Raw genomic sequence first — 18,366 nt, 5'->3', positions numbered from 1 at the left:
GGTGATCTTTTGCTAAATTTGATTATTCCCAAAAACACACACTTCACGACCTAATTACAAATTAATGCTCAACACAATTTATTAATTTAAGGTGGGCCTGACTTCTCTGTATCTGCCTTTAAATACTTTGATTGCTTATGGCACAATTTTACGTTCCCTCCATTTTTACTAATTATTCTAAAAAACTTTTACTAGTTTTTATTCTATTAGTATGTGCTACTATTAAGGTAAATTCACAAAATTGCACTGTAAATGCCGGAGTACTGAATGTTACTATTTGTGAAACCGATGCATTGGTTTTGACTGGAAATACTCCAACTCCAATTATTGGCACAGTCAAATGGACACAAATCTCGGGTCCTGCAGTAACGATCAATTCGCCAAATAGCTCAAGTACAACAGTTTCAGGCTATACTGGAGGCAATACTTATGTTTTTAGATATAGTGCAACCTGTAGTGACGGGATATTGTCTTATCAAGACAAAGTGATTAATGTTAAACCAATAACAAAAGCAAATGCTGGTGCAAATATTGCGAGCTGTCCTAATAATAACGGTACGTTGGCAATTATTGCAAATACTCCGCAAAACACAGGAGAAGCAGGATATTGGGAAATCGTAGGAGCCAATAATGCAGGAGTTGTAATTAATTTTCCAAATTTAGCCACCTCAACAATCAGTTTGCCTGAAACAAGCTGTGGTGTTACAACACTTCAGTGGGTTATCGAAGGACCAGAATATGCTCCTGGACAAAGATGTAGAACTACTTCTCAAATAACAGTTACTAATTATGGAGGCGTAAAACCTATTTCTGCAGGTCCAGATCAAACTTTAAGCAATTGTTACACTACTACACAGTCAACTAACTTAAATGGTACTTATGGTGGTTGCGGACTTAACGGACAAAATGGTCAATGGTCATTTGTCAGCGGACCAAATACTCCAACTATTAGCAATCCGAATTCTAATGGAACTGGTATTTCAAATCTGGTTGAAGGAACTTATACTTTTAGATGGACCGTTGCTGGGCCTTGTGCCTCAGGAAATGATACCGTTGTAATCACGGTGCCACCCGCAACTCAGGATGTAACGCAACTGCCAGGTGGAGACGAAAATATATTTTTTTGTGACAACACTATAAATCAGGTTACTCTTGTTGCGCAAACTCCTTTATACGCTGGTGAAACCGTAGCTTGGTCGCAAGTCTCTGGAGGTGCTGGTGCCGTAATTGTTTCACCAACAAATCCAACAACTTTGGTTACGAATATCTCCTCTGCAGGTGCTCCTTATAGATTTCGATATACTCTAACAAATAACAACACGGGATGTATTTTTACCAAAGATTACATCGTACAATACAATGGCCCTACCAGAACAATTGTCGCAAATAATGGAAATGATATTGTTGGAAGCTGTAATGCAACTGTATTTACAATTCCGCTGGCTGTAACAGGAACAGGTTCCAATCAATACCGAATTTTGAGTGGCCCTGCCCTCTCTCCTTTGGCTCCTTTTCCTACTGCTTTACAAGATGTTGGAAATTCGCTTACTTTAACTCTTACTGCGCCAGGAGATTATACAGTAGAATTTATCCGAAAACAAACGGGAGCTTTAACTGTAGAATGTGATTATGGTTTTGACACCTTAAACGTTTTGGTTTCTGGCGATCCTACTCCATCTAATGCTGGAACCGATGTGAGTTTGCCCTGTGGTGACACAACTACAGTTCTCTCTGGTGTAAGTACAGATGACGGAATGCATTTTTGGAGTCAGCTCAGCGGTCCAAACACTGCAACAATTGCCGACAATTTTGCAATTGACACACCTGTAAGTAATCTTATTTCGGGTACTTATGTTTTTCAGTATATTACAAAAGGCGGTGGCGCCACGTGCGGATTTTCAGTAGCAACAGTTACCGTTTATGTTTCAGACACAACAATAGACAATGTAGATGCTGGAATAGATCAGGTGGTTTGTGCAAGTTCGCAAGTACCTCTTAGTGCCGCGCCTCCCGAAGCTGGCGAAATGGGAACTTGGAGTCAAGTTTCGGGTCCTGATACTATCACTTTTTCTGATGCAAACAATCCCAACGCCATTGCAAGTGGTTTTTTGACACCAAATTCATCCTATGAATTGCAATGGACAGTTTCCTATTCGCATCCAGGCCCTTCCTGTGGTGCATCTATCTCTGATAATGTAGTTATTAATACGAATAACAGTATCGCACCCACCTCATCAAATGCAGGACCAAACGCCTGTTATACCTCGGGTACAACAACTTTTAACCTTAGCGGAAATACTCCTGCGATTGGCGAAATTGGCATTTGGACTGTAACGCCTTCAACTGGAGTCGTTTTTGCGGATGATACTGATCCAAATACAATGGTTACCGTTCCAGGAAACGGAACTTATGTTTTTACATGGTCTATTTCTCCAAGATTGAGAGTATGTTTTCCTAGCCAAAGCAGTGTATCAATTACGGTTGCAGAGACTCCGCCAGCCGCTGACGCAGGCCCAGATCAGCAAATTTGTGGCAATACTATAACAATGGCAGCAACACAAAGCGGAGGATCAATTGGAACATGGACTAGAATTTCGGGTGTTGGAAATTATACTATAAGCGATATTCATGATCCAAATGCGGTTTTTACATTTACGTATAGCGGTTACTACATTTTTAGATGGACAGTTGATGCTGATATCTGTGGGCAGGCATTTGATGATATCAACCTTACCATCGGGATTCCGCCTCATGCTGCAGCTGCTGGACCAGATCAAAATATCTGCAACAATAGCAGTGTAACAATGGCCGGAAGCACTTATGACAGCTTTTTCGAATTAGGACAATGGTCTGTTCTTACTGGCGCTCCTAATCAGCCATTAATAGTTGATCCTTCTAATCCAAACACAGTAATTACTGGACTTGTTGCTGGAACTTACACTTTTAGATGGACAATAACTGCAAAAAGTATCTTTTTATGCACAGGCAGTTTTGACGATATGGTAGTTGTAGTCGATCCTGCAGCAAATGCTGGCCCAGATCAAACACATTGCGATGTTACCAGTGTGCAGCTTATAGCCAATGAAAACTCAACAGGAACATGGACGCTGACCAGTACAACTGGAAATATAGCTGATGTTGTAATTATCCAGTCACCAACGAACAGTTATATTGCTAATGCAACTGTAGTTCCTGGAAACGATTATGTTTTTACATATACCACAAGCACAAATACATTTCCTAACGGTGATATCTGTGTTGGAACCTCAGATTCTGTAAATGTTACAATTTTTAATGGCGCGAGTATTGATCCAAATGCTGGGCCAGATCAAACTTTATGTATTAATGATGTTGCAGGTGTTGCCACAATGAGTGGAAATGTTCCGCCCCCAGATGTTACTGTATTCGAATGGAGGTTTGTTTATCAGCCATCAGGAAGTGTGGCAGTTATTGACACTCCTACTGCACCACTGACGACTGTTTCAAATTTAACCGTTCCTGGGCTTTATATCCTTGAATGGGTATTTCAAAGCAATAATTGCCGAACTCTTTCTGATATTGTTAGAATAGAAATGAATGCTCCCCCAAGCCCTGCCAACGCAGGACCTGATGATACTGTTGCCTGTCAAACGACTTACAAAACTGCTGCTGTTCCTCCCGCTGTTGGAATAGGAACATGGACATTTTTTTCGCAACCTCCTGGAGGAAATGCTGTAATTGACAATCCAAATAGTCCAGTAACTACTTTATCAAATATTAATGTTTTAGGCACTTACGTCTTAACATGGACTGTTACTAATGGTTCATTTACCAGTCCCTCATCATGTGCACCTACTTCAGATCAAGTTTCCATAACCTTTAATGATGTACCTCCATCTATTGCTGATGCAGGGCCAGATCAAGAACTCTGTAATTTAACAAGCGCTACAATGAATGCTGTAACAGTAACATCGGGCGTAGGAACATGGACACAGGTTTCTGGTCCAAATACTGCCAATATTGCATCATTAAACAATGAAAATTCTTTAATATTTGGATTGATACCCGGTGTTTACGAATTTAAATGGACTGTTACTACTGCTGCTTCAACTAGTTGTATTTCTGAAGATACAGTTGTTGTAACTATATATGCGAATCCTTCAACTGCCGATGCAGGACCAAATCAAATTGTGCCTCAATTTTCTGCTATCAATATGAATGCAGTTGTTCCAACAATTGGTACTGGAAGCTGGACGCAAATTTCTGGTCCAAGTACAATCGGTTTTACAGATGCTTCTAGTCCAACAACGGCTGTTACTGGAACTGTTCCAGGCGTCTATACACTCCAATGGAATGTGACCAATGGAAATTGTGCCGCTTCATCAGACACCATGACGCTTACAATACTTGCTATTGCTGATTTAGAATTGACTAAAACTGTTACTCCCACAACAGGAAGTGTTGGTGATGTAGTTACTTTCAATATAAATGTTTTTAACAATAACGCTCAAGGCGGATCTGCTACTGCTACCAATGTTGCCATACGCGATTATATTCCGCTTGGTTTTGCTATTGTTCCAGGATCTGTAACTTCATCGGGAGTATACAATGTTGGTGACAATACAATTACTTGGAGCGGTTTAACAATTTCGAGTGGCACTATTATACCGCTACAGTTTAAAGCTACTATCCTGTCAACACCTTCTTATGTAAATACAGCAGAGGTAATCCGTTCAGATCAATTCGATCCAGACAGTACGCCAGACAATAAAAACCCTGCCGAAGATGATCAAAGCAGCGCTTCAATAGTTCTTGATGTTGCCGATTTATCACTCAATAAATCTGTTTCGCCTGCCACTGTAAGCATAAATGACAATGTTATTTTTACTATTTCTATAAGCAATAGCGGCCCCAATAACGCAACTGGAATTACAGTTTCAGATCAATTACCATCCGGTTATACTTATGTAAGTGATAACGGTGGAGGAAAATACAACAGAACTACAGGAATATGGAATGTTGGAAATCTAAATAATGGAAATGCAATAACTCTTCAAATAACGGCAAAAGTAAATGTAGCCTCAGCAACAAATTATGTAAATGTAGCCGAAATACAAACAGCCAAACAATTTGATCCTGACAGCACACCTGGAAATGGCTTGCCAGAAGACGATATGAGCAGTGCTACGGTTAATTTAAAACAAGCCGATTTAGAACTGACTAAAACAGTTTCTCCAACTTCTGCCGCCGCAGGAGATCAAGTTTCATTTACCCTTCATCTTATTAATAATGGCCCTGGAAATGCTACAGGAGTTGCTGTAAAAGATGTTATTCCTGAAGGTTTTACAATAATTCCGGGTTCGGTTTCAAATAATGGATTTTATAATATTGCAAATGGGAATCTTACATGGCAGAATTTAACTCTCCAAACTGGCGCTTCCTTAGATTTAACCTTTAGAGCAACTGTAAATTCATCCGGTCCATACCTGAACATTGCCGAGGTAACGGCCAGTGATCTTCCTGATCCTGATTCAACTCCTAATAATGATGATGGAGACCAAAGTGAAGATGATGAAGCCAATGCTCCTTTTACATTTATAGCCCCAACAGCAGATCTTGAATTGACCAAAGAAGTAGTTGGCGGAAACACAAGCCCTGTAATAGGAAGCCAAGTTTCTTTTCAGCTTATTATTACAAACAAAGGACCAAATGATGCTGATGGCGTTTTAGTAAGGGATCTTCTTCCTAGTGGTTATGAATTTGTAAATTATAGTATTAGCGACGGACTCTATGATTATACTACAGGAATTTGGAATGTAGCTACTATTAATGCAGGAGCTTCAGAATCTCTTATTATAGATGCGAAAGTTCTTCCAACAGGAGATTATCTAAATATTACAGAAGTTATCGCGAGCAGTCTGCCGGATCCTGACAGTGCGCCTAACAATGATGATGGGGATCAAAGCGAAGATGATGAAGATAATGCTGTGATAACTCCTATACCTCCATCAGCAGATTTATCATTAACAAAAACGGTAAGTAACGCTACTCCTTTGGTAGGCTCTATCGTAACATTCACTATTATTACTACAAACAGCGGCCCACAAGATGCTGCTCAAGTTCAGGTAACCGATTTACTACCTTCTGGATATACTTTCGCTACTTTTAATGCAACAAGTGGAACTTATGACAGTGCAACTGGTTTATGGACGCTAGATATATTGGAAAGCAGTGAGTCTGAAACATTACAGATAAATGCAATAGTCAACCCAACGGGAGATTATACGAATATTGCAGAGGTTACAAATAGTGATACTCCTGATACAGATTCAACACCAAATAACGGAATACCAACAGAAGACGATTATGGAACGGCAACGACTACTCCTATTCAGCAGTCTTCAGATTTATCTTTGGTTAAAACTGTTAATAATACGACACCACTTGTAGGTTCACTAGTTACCTTTGAAGTGGTTGTAACCAATAACGGCCCTCAAGACAATTTTGGTGTACAAGTAACAGATGTACTTCCGTCTGGATATACTTTTACTGGATTTACAGTTTCTACCGGAACTTATGACACTACCACAGGAATATGGACAGTAGGTAATTTGGTTGCTGGTGATGCAGAAACGCTTCAACTTGTAGCAAGGGTAAATTCAACTGGCAATTACACTAATACTGCCGAAGTAACAGCAGCAAATCTTGCTGATCCTGATTCTACTCCAAATAACGGAATTACAACAGAAGATGATTATGCAGAAGCAACTACGGTTCCTGTTCCGACATCAGCAGATTTGTCATTAACTAAAACCGTAAGTAACGCTACACCGCTTGTTGGTTCGCAAGTAACCTTCAGTATTCAGATAACCAATTCTGGACCACAGGAAGCAAATTCTGTTGCTGTGACAGATTTACTGCCTTCTGGATATACCTACGTATCGTATAGTGCCACAACAGGAAGTTATAATCCTGTAACAGGAGTTTGGACAGTTGGAAACATGCCAATTTCAGATTCGTATACTTTACAAATAACTGCCACAGTGAATGCCACAGGAAATTATACTAACAGTGCAGAAATCACAGCAAGCAGCCAGCCTGATCCTGATTCTACACCAAATAATGGCATTACGACAGAAGATGATTATACAGAGGTAATAACGGTTCCGATTCCAATATCAGCCGATTTATCATTGAATAAAACAGTCAATAGCACAACTCCTCTTGTAGGTTCTCAAGTAACTTTCAATCTTCAGATAAACAATGCTGGACCACAAGCCGCCGATGGTGTTGTCGTTACCGATTTACTACCTTCTGGATATACTTATGCGTCATATAGTGCAACAGCTGGAAGTTATGATGCAACAACAGGTGTATGGACAGTTGGAAATATAGGAATTAGCGCTACTCATACGCTACAAATAACAGCGGTAGTGAATGCTACAGGAAATTATACCAATACTGCCGAAATCACAGCAAGCAATCAGCCTGATCCTGATTCTACTCCAAATAACGGAGTGACAACAGAAGATGATTATGCAACAGTAACAACTACACCAACAGCTCTTTCTTCTGATTTGTCTTTAACCAAAACTGTTAGTGATTCATCTCCAATTGTTGATACAGAAATTACATTTGAAATAATTGTTACCAATATTGGTCCACAGGATAATACAAGTGTTCGGGTAACTGATTTACTGCCTGCAGCATTTACGTTTACCAGATATACCGTTTCAAGAGGAACTTATGATCCTGCAACAGGTATATGGAATATTGGAAACTTACCAAAAAATCAATCCGAAACATTGCAAATTGCAGCAATGGCAAGTGCGATTGGAAATTTTGTTAATAGAGCAGAAATAACCGCGGCAGATCTTCCTGATCCCGATTCCACTCCAAATAATGGAGCAATATTGGAGGATGATTATGCATTTGCTCTCGTAGGAGTAAGAGCAGACACGCCACCACCTCCACCAGTTTCTGACTTATCATTGACTAAAACTGTAAATAACTCAACGCCATTAGTAGGTTCTCAAATTACTTTTGAAGTTATCATTACCAATAGCGGAAAAGATGCTAATGAAGGAGTTCAAGTTACAGATTTGCTTCCTTCCGGATATACGCTTACTGGATATACTATTTCTACGGGAACCTATACACCAGCAACAGGTTTATGGAATATTGGTAATATGATAAATGGAAAATCTGAAACTTTACAGATTACAGCAACCGTAAATGCAACTGGAAATTACACCAACATTGCAGAAATAACTGCCGCAGACGTTGATGACCCTGACTCAACTCCAAATAACGGAGTTACTACAGAAGATGATTATGCAACCGCTACAACAACTCCAAATGCACAATCAGCAGATTTATCTTTAACTAAAACCGTTAACAATACTGTTCCATTGGTAGGATCATCTGTTATTTTTGAAATAATTGCAACCAATAATGGCCCTCAGAATACGACCGGTGTTGAAGTTACCGATTTATTGCCCTCTGGTTATACTTTTGCCAATTATAACGCTACAAAAGGAACTTATAATCCTGCAACTGGAAAATGGACAATCGGTTCATTTTTAAGCGGAGATTCGCAAGTATTACGTATAACCGCTGTTGTAAATCCGACAGGAAATTATGTGAACATTGCAGAAGTAACCGCAAGTGACCTGTCTGATCCTAATTCTACTCCTGGCAACAGCGTTCCAACTGAAAATGATTATGGAACAGCAACTACTTCTCCTTTAGGACAAGCAGCAGATTTATCTTTAACTAAAACCGTTAACAATGCTACGCCATTAATTGGAACTCCAGTAACTTTTGAAATAGTCATAACCAATCAAGGACCGCAGGACGCTACAGGTGTCGAAGTAACCGATTTATTGCCTTCTGGTTATACTTTCAGCAATTTTACGGCAACAAAAGGAACATATACTAGCACAAACGGAAAATGGATTATTGGTTCTTTACCAAGAGGAGATGCACAAACATTGCAATTAACAGCTATTGTAAATGCAACGGGTAATTATTTAAATACAACAGAAGTTACTGCCAGCAGTCTTCCTGACCCAGATTCGACTCCGAATAACGGAATCACGGCAGAAGATGATTATGCTGAAATAGTAACTGTTCCTGTAGTTCCAATGGCCGATTTATCACTTACAAAATCTATAATTGGCGGTAATCTAAGTCCGATATTTGGTGCAACTGTTACTTTTGAAATAACGGTAAAAAACAGCGGGCCACAAACTGCAACTGGTGTTCAGGTAAAAGATATGCTGCCAAGCGGTTACGAATATGTAGTGTACAGTTCGACAGCTGGTCAATATTATAATACAACTGGAATTTGGGAAATTGGAAACATCTCAAACGGAGCTTCAGAAACTTTATTAATTGGAGCTAGAGTAAATACTACAGGCGTTTACCAAAACATTGCCGAAGTTTACGCTTCAAATGAACTGGATCCAGATTCAACTCCAAATAATGGAGTTACTACAGAAGACGACATCAACTCTGTATTATTAACCCCAGTTCCTGCTGTAGCCGATCTTTCTATTGAGAAAAAAGTAATCAATAACATACTTACCCCTCCAGTAGGATCGCAGATTTCATTCTCGATTACAGTAACCAATTCGGGCCCAAGCAATGCTACAGGCGTTACCATAAAAGATGTATTACCTTCTGGATACGATTATATTTTCTATAATTCGACTTCGGGAGCTTATAATCCTACAACTGGTGAATGGTCTCCTGGAATTATACTACCTGGAAATAGCCATACTTTGATTTTAAATGTTTTTGTAAAAAGTCCAACTGGCACTCCTGATGAATACTTAAATACAGCCGAAATTATGACCGCAGATCAGCATGATCCGGACAGTACGCCTGGCAATGGCGTTACGACTGAGGATGATTACGATAGTATTTCTGTTACGCCAGTAATTGTAATGGCAGATTTGTCCATAAAAAAAACAGCTCTTAATCAAGATGCATTCCACGAAGTAGGTTCAACGGTTATTTTCACTGTGACCGTTACCAACGATGGACCTGCAGATGCATCTGGTGTAAGAGTCAAAGATTTACTGCCTTCTGGATTTACCTATCAAACAAGTAGTCCTACAAGCGGTTTATACAACTATGTTACGGGTATTTGGAATGTCGGAAATATTCCAACCGGAACCGATCAGTCATTGGATATTTATACAACAGTGAATAAACCATCGGGTGTAGCAGGCGAATACACAAATACAACCGAGGTTATTGCCAGTAATCTTCCTGATCCTGATTCAACACCAAATAATGGGGTCACAACAGAAGACGATTATGACAGTTTACAAATCAAAGTTGCCGTTGCCGATTTAAGTCTAGAAAAAACAGCCAGCAACAAAAATGCAAATGTAGACGAAGTTGTAACATTCACTATCCAGCTTAATAATGAAGGTCCGAGTATTGCAACCGGAGTTGCTGTTGAAGACTTAATACCGCTTGGATTCAAAAATATTTCGAATATCAATAATGGAGGTATATTCAGCAAGGATATCATAAAATGGGTGAATCTAACCGTTCCTGTTGGAGGAATTACTTTGACTTATCAGGCTACAATTGCTAATCCGTTAGGCTTAGAAATTTCTGATTATGTGAATATAGCACAAGTTACAGCCAGCGATCAATTTGATCCTGACAGTACTCCAAATAACGATAACGGAGATCAAAGCGAAGACGATGAAGGTTCTGAATCCATTAACGTCCCTTCTACCGACATTGCAATCAACAAAGAAGTCGATAAAACAGATGTTCCTATGAATACTCAGGTAACCTTTACTATCACGGCTGAAAACTTAGGCAATTTAACCGCAACAAATGTGGAAGTTCAAGATGCATTGCCTAAAGGATATTCCTTAATAAATTCAACGGCAAGTTCAGGAACCTATGATCCAAAAACAGGTATTTGGAGCATCCCTTCAATTAGCACTGGAGCATTACAAACATTAACACTCACTGTTAAGGTTATCGATTTTAATGACTATTTAAACAATGCTCATTTGATTAAACTGGATCAGATAGATACCAATTCAGCAAACAACCAGGATAGCGCTACTGTTTCGCCAAACTGTCTGAAAATCTATAATGAGTTTTCACCAAATGATGATGGCCAAAACGATTTCTTTTATATCGATTGTATTGAAAGATATCCAGATAATCAGCTAGAGATTTTTAACCGCTGGGGGAATTTGGTTTACTACCAAAAAGGCTATAAAAACACTTGGGACGGAAAAGAAGAAGGCTCTGCCAAAACGCTTCCTGAAGGTACCTATTTCTATATTTTGGATTTAGGAGACGGATCTAAAAAAACCTCTGGATGGGTTTACCTCAAATAAGACCATTTAGAAAAGGCAATTTAAGAATAGGATTAACCAAAATAAAATTGGCTATGATTAAAAATATAAAAAAGGTTTTCGCGATAATAACTCTATTCTCGGCATATGGAGCCTTTGCACAGCAAGACCCACAATACACGCAATATATGTACAATACACTCACTGTAAACTCGGCTTATGCCGGTTCTCTGGGACATTTAGCTATAACAGGAATTTATCGAACACAATGGGTTGGTCTTGAAGGTGCTCCAAATACTCAAAGTTTTTCTCTGGATACACCTGTCGCAAAAAATGTAGGTCTCGGAATTTCAGTCGTAAATGAAGAAATCGGACCAACAGACGAGCAGTATTTGGATGCCAATTTCTCTTATACCATTAAATCTGGCGAATCACATAAACTCTCTTTTGGAATAAAAGGTGGTGGACGCGTAATTAATATCGATTGGTCTAAAGGAAGCTACAAAGATCCAGATGTACAATTTCGTGAAAACATTACCAATAAATTCCTGCCCGTTGTTGGAGCTGGATTGTATTGGCATGGAGAAAGAGATTATGTTGGAATTTCAATTCCGAATTTTATGACCAGAGAACGTTATACTTATGACGATATCAGCGAAGATTTAGTTAATCAGAGAATTCACCTGTATCTGATTGGAGGTATTGTTTTTGACCTTTCTGCTCATACCAAATTCAAACCAGCTGTTTTGGTCAAATATGTGGCTGGAGCACCTTTAATTGCAGATATATCAGCCAATTTTATGTTTAATAATGCTCTAACACTTGGTGTTTCTTATCGTACATCAGATTCTGTAAGCGGTCTAGTCGGAATCCAGATCACACCAATGATTATGGCAGGTTACGCCTACGATTATACTACAACCGCTTTGCAGAATTATAACAGCGGTACGCACGAAATTATGCTTCGCTTTGAACTGGTTTCACGCAAAAAAGGACTAAAATCACCAAGATTCTTTTAATACGGATAGTCTATGAAAAGAACAATTACTATACTCGCATTATTGGTTATACAGCTGATTTATTCGCAAACCAAAAACAAAACTGCCGATGCTCTTTTTGATAAGATGTATTATGTGGAAGCCGCAAAATCGTATGAACTTTCAATAAATAACGGTGATGCTTCTAAAGAAACGCTTCAGCGGCTTGGAGATGCTTATTATTTCAATACCAGAATGTCAAGCGCATCAAAATGGTACGGAAAACTGATTGCTGATTATCCTAATGAAGTTTCGGCCGAATATCTATTCCGTTATGCACAGTCGCTGCAAGGAATTCAGAATTATGATCTGGCAAAAAAATGGATGAAAAATTTCGCCGAAAAACAAAAATCAACCGATGCCAGAGCTAACAACTTTTCTCTTAAAAATGTCACACTAGAGGATATTGAAAATATAAAACCGTCTTTTATACTGGAGAATTTAGACATTAATTCCGCTTATTCAGACTTCGGACCAATGTATTACAAAGGCGATTTAGTTTATTCAACAACTGTCGATTCTTCGTATTGGAAAACAGACAAATACGGATGGAACGATCAACCGTATCTTAATATGCAGCTAGGAAAAATAAATGAAACACAATCTAATGTTACTTTCAAAGAACGATTCGGAAAAGACATCACAACCAAATATCATGAAGCCTGTATTGCTTTTTCTCCAGATGAAAAAACCATTTACTTTACCCGAAATAACTATAACGGAAAACTAAAACGTGACAGCAAAGGCATTAATAATTTAAAAATTTACTCCGCAACAGCTGTAGAAAACCAAAACGGAACTACACAATGGACCGATATTAAAGAGTTGCCTTTTAACAGCGACAATTATTCAGTTGGGCATCCTTCTGTAAGCAAAGACGGGAAAAAGCTGTATTTCGTTTCAGATATGCCAGGAACAATTGGTTCTACTGATATTTTTGTAGTTGATATTTTAGGCAATAATAAATTTTCTGAACCCAAAAATTTAGGCGAAAAAATAAATACAACAGGACGAGAAATGTTTCCTTACATCACCGATCAGGCACTTTATTTTTCTTCTGATGGCTTCTTAGGTTTAGGAGGTTTAGACGTATTCGAAAGCAGAATAAACGACGGTGTTTTTGATACACCAGCCAATCTTGGTGCGCCATTAAACAGTAATCGAGACGATTTTGGCTATATCGTTAACGAAGCAACCAACAAAGGTTTTGTCTGTTCTAACAGAAAAACAGGAAAAGGAGATGATGATATTTACTCTTTTGAAAGATCATGCAATCAAGCTATAAGCGGATATATTTTTGATGCCATTTCAAACAACAGAATCGGCGGCGCGATGGTTACGCTTAAAAATACAAACGGAATAAAAGTGGCTGAAACCGTTTCTCAGCTTGACGGAAAATACGACTTTAATAACAATATAAATTGCAACACTTCGTATACTATTGAGGTCACAAAAGACAATTATAACACCAATAATAAAGCGATCGTTACAGCAAATAGTTCTGGAAAAACAGAAGTTCCAGTAGGTTTAGATCCAGCTTTAATTGTTCGCGAAAATGGCGTTTTAAAAATAAAAATCGGAATCATTTTCTTTGATTTAGACAAATCAGAAATTCGCTATGATGCTGCAATAGAATTAAATAAAATGGTTCTCTTAATGCATCAGTATAACTCAGTAGTAATAAAAATTGAATCGCATACCGATTCTCGTGCCGATGATCAATACAATCTTGAGCTCTCAGATCGAAGAGCAAAAGCCACAAGAGATTATCTCATTTCTCAAGGAGTTGCCCCCGAAAGAATAGAAAGCGCTATAGGCTACGGAGAAACTCAGTTAATCAACAATTGCTCCAACGGAGTTCCGTGTACAGAAGCTCAGCATCAAATCAATCGACGAAGCGAATTCATCATTACCAAAATGTAAAAAGCGTCCTAGACTATTCTAGGACGCTTTTATTTTCTATACAAATTCTAGCTTTTATTCTTTTACTGAAGCTTCACACACATCCATTCACCTTTCATAATCAATTTATCTTCATCAAAAGCTTCTCCATATTGTTTAATGATTTTTTCACTTGTGCGAATGTTTTTCACTACAAATTTAACCAGTTTATTAAACTCAACACCAGCAAAAAACTCAACATTATCCATACTTACTAACCCAAAAACGCCGTCTGCGATTCCTAAAAGCTTTATTCCTGCGCCTCCACATTGCGCCATTGCTTCGATTAAAATAGTTCCTGGAACAAAATTAAAATCTGGAAAACTACCCTGGAGCCAAGCATCTTTATCTGTAAATGTCTTTAAACCAATGATTGTTTCTGTAGTATAAGAAATAATTTCATCGACAAAAAGAAACGGTGCACGATGCGGAATTAAATCTTCTATTTTTTTAGTCATGTTTGTGTAATTTTTACCAATGTACGAATCTGGTATGAAATAACCAACGTTTTAAATTATATCTCTGTTAAATACTTATTTTATCGCTATATTTCTTAAACAAAAAAGAGATGCCAAAGCATCTCTTTTCCCGTTATCAACTCTAAAATCAATCGTTTTACTCTTGCAATAAGACAAAACTTTTAGCATTTGCTTTGATTTTATTTCCTTCAAAATCAATATCGATAATTCCTGCCTTTCTTGGCGAAACCCCGCTATTGCTTAAATGCGTATGCAGAACATATTTCATTTTTCCGTCTTTATCATAAAAAACATCTCCATGGCCAACTCCATTTATTCCAACGTCTTTACGGCTTATTATTGAACTTTCCGCAGCTTTTTTCCAAGGTCCATACGGACTTTTTGCTGTTGCATACCCTACAGCATAATCAGGATTTCTAAAATCATTTGCAGAATAAATCATATAATACAAACCGTTGTGTTTTAAGACCGTTGGACCTTCTGTGACTGGCCAAGATACATTTTGTGTATTTACCCAAGGAAGAACCCCAGAAATGCATTCTTTCAGCGTTTCTTCTTTAATTCCCGACAGGTCTTCTTTTAATTCTGCAACAAAAATTCTGTTCCCGTTAGTCAAACGCACGTGATAAAGGTATTTTTTACCATCCTCATCAACAAAAACAAACGGATCGATCTGTTTGCCCAAATTAAACATTGGAGCCTTAGAATCGCTTTTAAATGGCCCAATCGGACTATCACTACTTGCGATAGCGATATTCTCATCGGCTGTGTAAATAATTTGATATTTTCCATTGAATTTAAAAATCTGAGGAGCCCAAAAACCTTTCGTTCCAAAAGCATCACCTTTTTTTAAAGCCAAACCATTTTGTGCGCCAGATGGACCATTCCATTTTTTTAAATCTGAAGAAGTGTACACTTGAAAACCTTCTCCGTTAGGAAAATCTCCAGTTGTTGTTCCGTACAAATAATAAACTCCATTTTCGTAAAAAATGGTCGGATCTGCCAGCAAGATTGATTTGTCTTTTGAAGCCGTTTTTTTAGCCGTTTCTTTCTCTTGAGAACAACAAATAAAGACACAAAACAAACTCAGCAGACTAAAATATCTCTTAACATTCATTATTAAACTTTTTATTTAGTTAAATATAATTTTAAATCTAAAAATCAAATAGTTAAATACTTAGTATAGAAAAAACCTATAGTAGAAATTGCGCCATTTTTTAAATAAATCACAACAAAATCTTGATTACTTTTTTGTTTTTAAAACTGTATTTTTAATTCGATTTTTAGGGTATCGAAATCGTGGAAATAATTGCGAAAAACATTATTTTGTGATCGAAAATTTATACAAAGAAACTGTATGATACTTCTCTCCTGCTTTTAAAGTAATCGGAGCAAACTTTGGCTGATTCGGAGCATCTGGAAAGTGCTGTGTTTCTAAAGCAAAAGCAGTTCTAAAATCATCTTTAGCACCTGATTTAAAGGTATTTTTACTTTGCATAAAGTTTCCGCTATAAAACTGTAGTCCAGGTTCTTTTGTATAAATATCTAAAGTAATACCTGAAACATCGCCTTTAATCGTTGCGGCTTGAACAAAACCATCTTTTTTGTCTGTATTCAGCACATAATTGTGGTCATAACCTTTTCCAAATTTCAGCTGTTCGTCTTTAGTTTCGATTCTTTCGCCAATAGTATGTTTAGAAGTAAAATCAAATGGTGTATTTTTTACTGATTTTAATTCGCCACTCGGAATTAAACCTTCATCAACAGGTGTAAATTTATCTCCGTAAATCTGTAATTCATGATTTAAAATCGTTCCGCTTCCCTCTCCATTTAAATTGAAAAAAGCATGATTGGTTAGATTTACAATTGTCGTTTTATCCGTTGTCGCTTCATATTCCATTTTCACTGAATTATCATCTGTAAGCGTATAAGTTACTTTTACATTCAGATTTCCTGGAAAACCTTGTTCGCCATCTGGAGAAACATAAGTAAAAACCAAAGTCTTTTCATCTGTTTTTTCCGCATTCCAAACTACATCTTGAAAGCCCTTTACACCACCGTGTAAAGCATTTTTTCCATTATTTAACGGAATCTGATATTGCTTGCCTTCAAGCGTAAACTTGCCTAATGCAACTCTGTTGCCAACTCTTCCAATCGTAGCCCCAAAATAAGGTTCAGTCGAGTTTTTAAAACCTTTTACGCTGTTCATTCCAACTACAACATCGGTTTGTTTTCCGTTTTTATCTGCAATCCACAAACCTACTAATCGCCCGCCATAATTGGTAAAAGCAGCTTTTATACCTTTGTTTTCGATCCAATACAAACTGACTTTTTTGCCATCGATTATCGTGTCGAAGTTTTTAGTTTCTAAAACCGTTTTTACGGAATCTAATTTGATTTCGGTATTTTCTTTTAAAGCCGAATCGTCTTTTTTGCTGTTTCTACAATTGAATTGAAAAAACGCAAGCAACAAAACTGCAGCTATTTGAATGTTTTTCATTTTTATGTCATTACGAGGAACGAAGCAATCTCATTCTCTGGTTTAAAATCTTTTCTAATTATTTTGATGGAATAGCTAATAGCGTTCCTTCACTCACAGGCTCGCCCAAAACTGGAAATCCGTTTGCATCCCAATTAATTTTCTGCATTCTTGGAGATCTTTTATTCCCACAGCCCTCACCCGGATTTGAATTGGCATGATATAGAATCCAATCTTCTTTTCCGTCAGGTGATTTAAAAAACGAATTATGCCCTGGAGCGTAAACTTTATCTTTCTCTGATTGCTTGAAAATTGGTTCTGGAGCTTTCTCCCAAGCCGAAGCATCTAACAAATTATCTCCGCCTTTGAATTTCAATAATCCTAAAGCATAGAAATCTGTCCAACAGCCACTGGCAGAAAAAACAATGAAGATTTTGCCATTTCTTTCCAAAAATTGCGGCCCTTCATTCACATTAACTTGCGGCGGATTTACATCGTCGTGTAACGCACCGTGCGTTTCCCAATCATTTGTTGGCGCAGAAATCATAACACGATCGCCGTCAATTTCTAGTGGATTTTTCATTTTAGCTATGTAAATATTCTGCTGACCGTTTTTGTCGCCTGCCCAGCCTGCCCAAATCATGTACAATTGCTTTTTATATTCGAAAACATTTCCATCAATTGCCCATTTATCGGTTTTTGCAGCGATTTTGCCTTTAAACTCAAAATTCCCTTTAAACGGATCTGATGATTTATTTTCTAAAACATACATTCTGTGATTGTTGTTATCTCCATTATCAGCCGCGAAATAGCAATACCATTTCCCATTGATGATATGAAACTCTGGCGCCCAGATTTCAGCTGAGTAATCAGTTCCTTTTGGTGGCATCCAAATGACTTTGCTTTTTGCATTTTTGATATCCGAAAGATCTTTTGTTTTCCACAAAACCAATTTGTTTCCAAGTGTGTTCGTGTAGTAATAATAGCCTTTGTAATACGTGCTATAAGGATCTGCTCCCGATGGAAGGATTGGGTTGGTGAATGTTTTTTGCTGTGCGAAACTTATTGTTGTGAACAGAAAAAGGATTAGATATTTTTTCATTTTTTATTGA

At 37.8% G+C, this 18,366-nt stretch carries 7 protein-coding genes; 3 read left to right on the top strand and 4 right to left on the bottom strand.

Going from position 1 to position 18,366, the window contains the following annotated elements:
• The first annotated feature begins 137 nt into the window (after positions 1-137).
• Genes V6624_RS14215 through V6624_RS14205 form a run of 3 tightly spaced genes read left to right on the top strand, consistent with a single transcriptional unit; the run spans position 138 to position 14,278 of the window.
• A complete protein-coding gene (locus V6624_RS14215; protein ID WP_111290469.1) occupies positions 138-11,360 on the top strand; it encodes a PKD domain-containing protein in 11,223 nt (3,740 codons plus the stop codon).
• Between the two features lie 53 nt (positions 11,361-11,413).
• A complete protein-coding gene (locus V6624_RS14210) occupies positions 11,414-12,337 on the top strand; it encodes a PorP/SprF family type IX secretion system membrane protein (protein ID WP_111291189.1) in 924 nt (307 codons plus the stop codon).
• 12 nt (positions 12,338-12,349) lie between these two features.
• Positions 12,350-14,278 (top strand): OmpA family protein, encoded by a 1,929-nt coding sequence (locus tag V6624_RS14205; protein WP_111290468.1) that lies wholly within the window; start codon positions 12,350-12,352, stop codon positions 14,276-14,278.
• 62 nt (positions 14,279-14,340) lie between these two features.
• Here the strand turns inward: V6624_RS14205 and V6624_RS14200 are convergent, their stop codons facing one another.
• The 4 genes from V6624_RS14200 to V6624_RS14185 form a co-directional block, all read right to left on the bottom strand.
• On the bottom strand, positions 14,341-14,754 hold the full coding sequence (locus V6624_RS14200) for a 3-hydroxyacyl-ACP dehydratase FabZ family protein (RefSeq protein ID WP_111290467.1): 414 nt from the start codon (positions 14,752-14,754) through the stop codon (positions 14,341-14,343).
• A gap of 157 nt (positions 14,755-14,911) precedes the next feature.
• A complete protein-coding gene (locus tag V6624_RS14195; RefSeq protein WP_338839028.1) occupies positions 14,912-15,892 on the bottom strand; it encodes a glycoside hydrolase family 43 protein in 981 nt (326 codons plus the stop codon).
• Positions 15,893-16,096: 204 nt separating this feature from the next.
• Positions 16,097-17,275 carry an aldose epimerase family protein gene (locus V6624_RS14190; protein WP_111290465.1) on the bottom strand — a complete coding sequence of 393 codons (1,179 nt, stop codon included), beginning with the start codon at positions 17,273-17,275 and terminating at the stop codon, positions 16,097-16,099.
• Between the two features lie 58 nt (positions 17,276-17,333).
• Positions 17,334-18,356, bottom strand: a complete 1,023-nt coding sequence (locus V6624_RS14185; protein WP_111290464.1) for a family 43 glycosylhydrolase — start codon at positions 18,354-18,356, stop codon at positions 17,334-17,336.
• Positions 18,357-18,366 lie beyond the last annotated feature (10 nt).

The organism is Flavobacterium ginsenosidimutans (assembly GCF_037478105.1).
Taxonomy (GTDB): Bacteria; Bacteroidota; Bacteroidia; order Flavobacteriales; family Flavobacteriaceae; genus Flavobacterium; species Flavobacterium ginsenosidimutans.
The sequence above is the reverse complement of the archived record's forward strand: the minus strand, read 5'-3'. Positions and strand labels throughout refer to the sequence as shown.

Bases quoted from the DNA above. Each gene is read 5' to 3' on its own strand.
- V6624_RS14210 (WP_111291189.1), top strand. From the start codon at position 11,414: ATGATTAAAAATATAAAAAAGGTTTTCGCGATAATAACTCTATTCTCG.
- V6624_RS14195 (WP_338839028.1), bottom strand. From the start codon at position 15,892: ATGAATGTTAAGAGATATTTTAGTCTGCTGAGTTTGTTTTGTGTCTTT.
- V6624_RS14200 (WP_111290467.1), bottom strand. From the start codon at position 14,754: ATGACTAAAAAAATAGAAGATTTAATTCCGCATCGTGCACCGTTTCTT.
- V6624_RS14190 (WP_111290465.1), bottom strand. From the start codon at position 17,275: ATGAAAAACATTCAAATAGCTGCAGTTTTGTTGCTTGCGTTTTTTCAA.
- V6624_RS14185 (WP_111290464.1), bottom strand. From the start codon at position 18,356: ATGAAAAAATATCTAATCCTTTTTCTGTTCACAACAATAAGTTTCGCA.
- V6624_RS14215 (WP_111290469.1), top strand. From the start codon at position 138: ATGGCACAATTTTACGTTCCCTCCATTTTTACTAATTATTCTAAAAAA.
- V6624_RS14205 (WP_111290468.1), top strand. From the start codon at position 12,350: ATGAAAAGAACAATTACTATACTCGCATTATTGGTTATACAGCTGATT.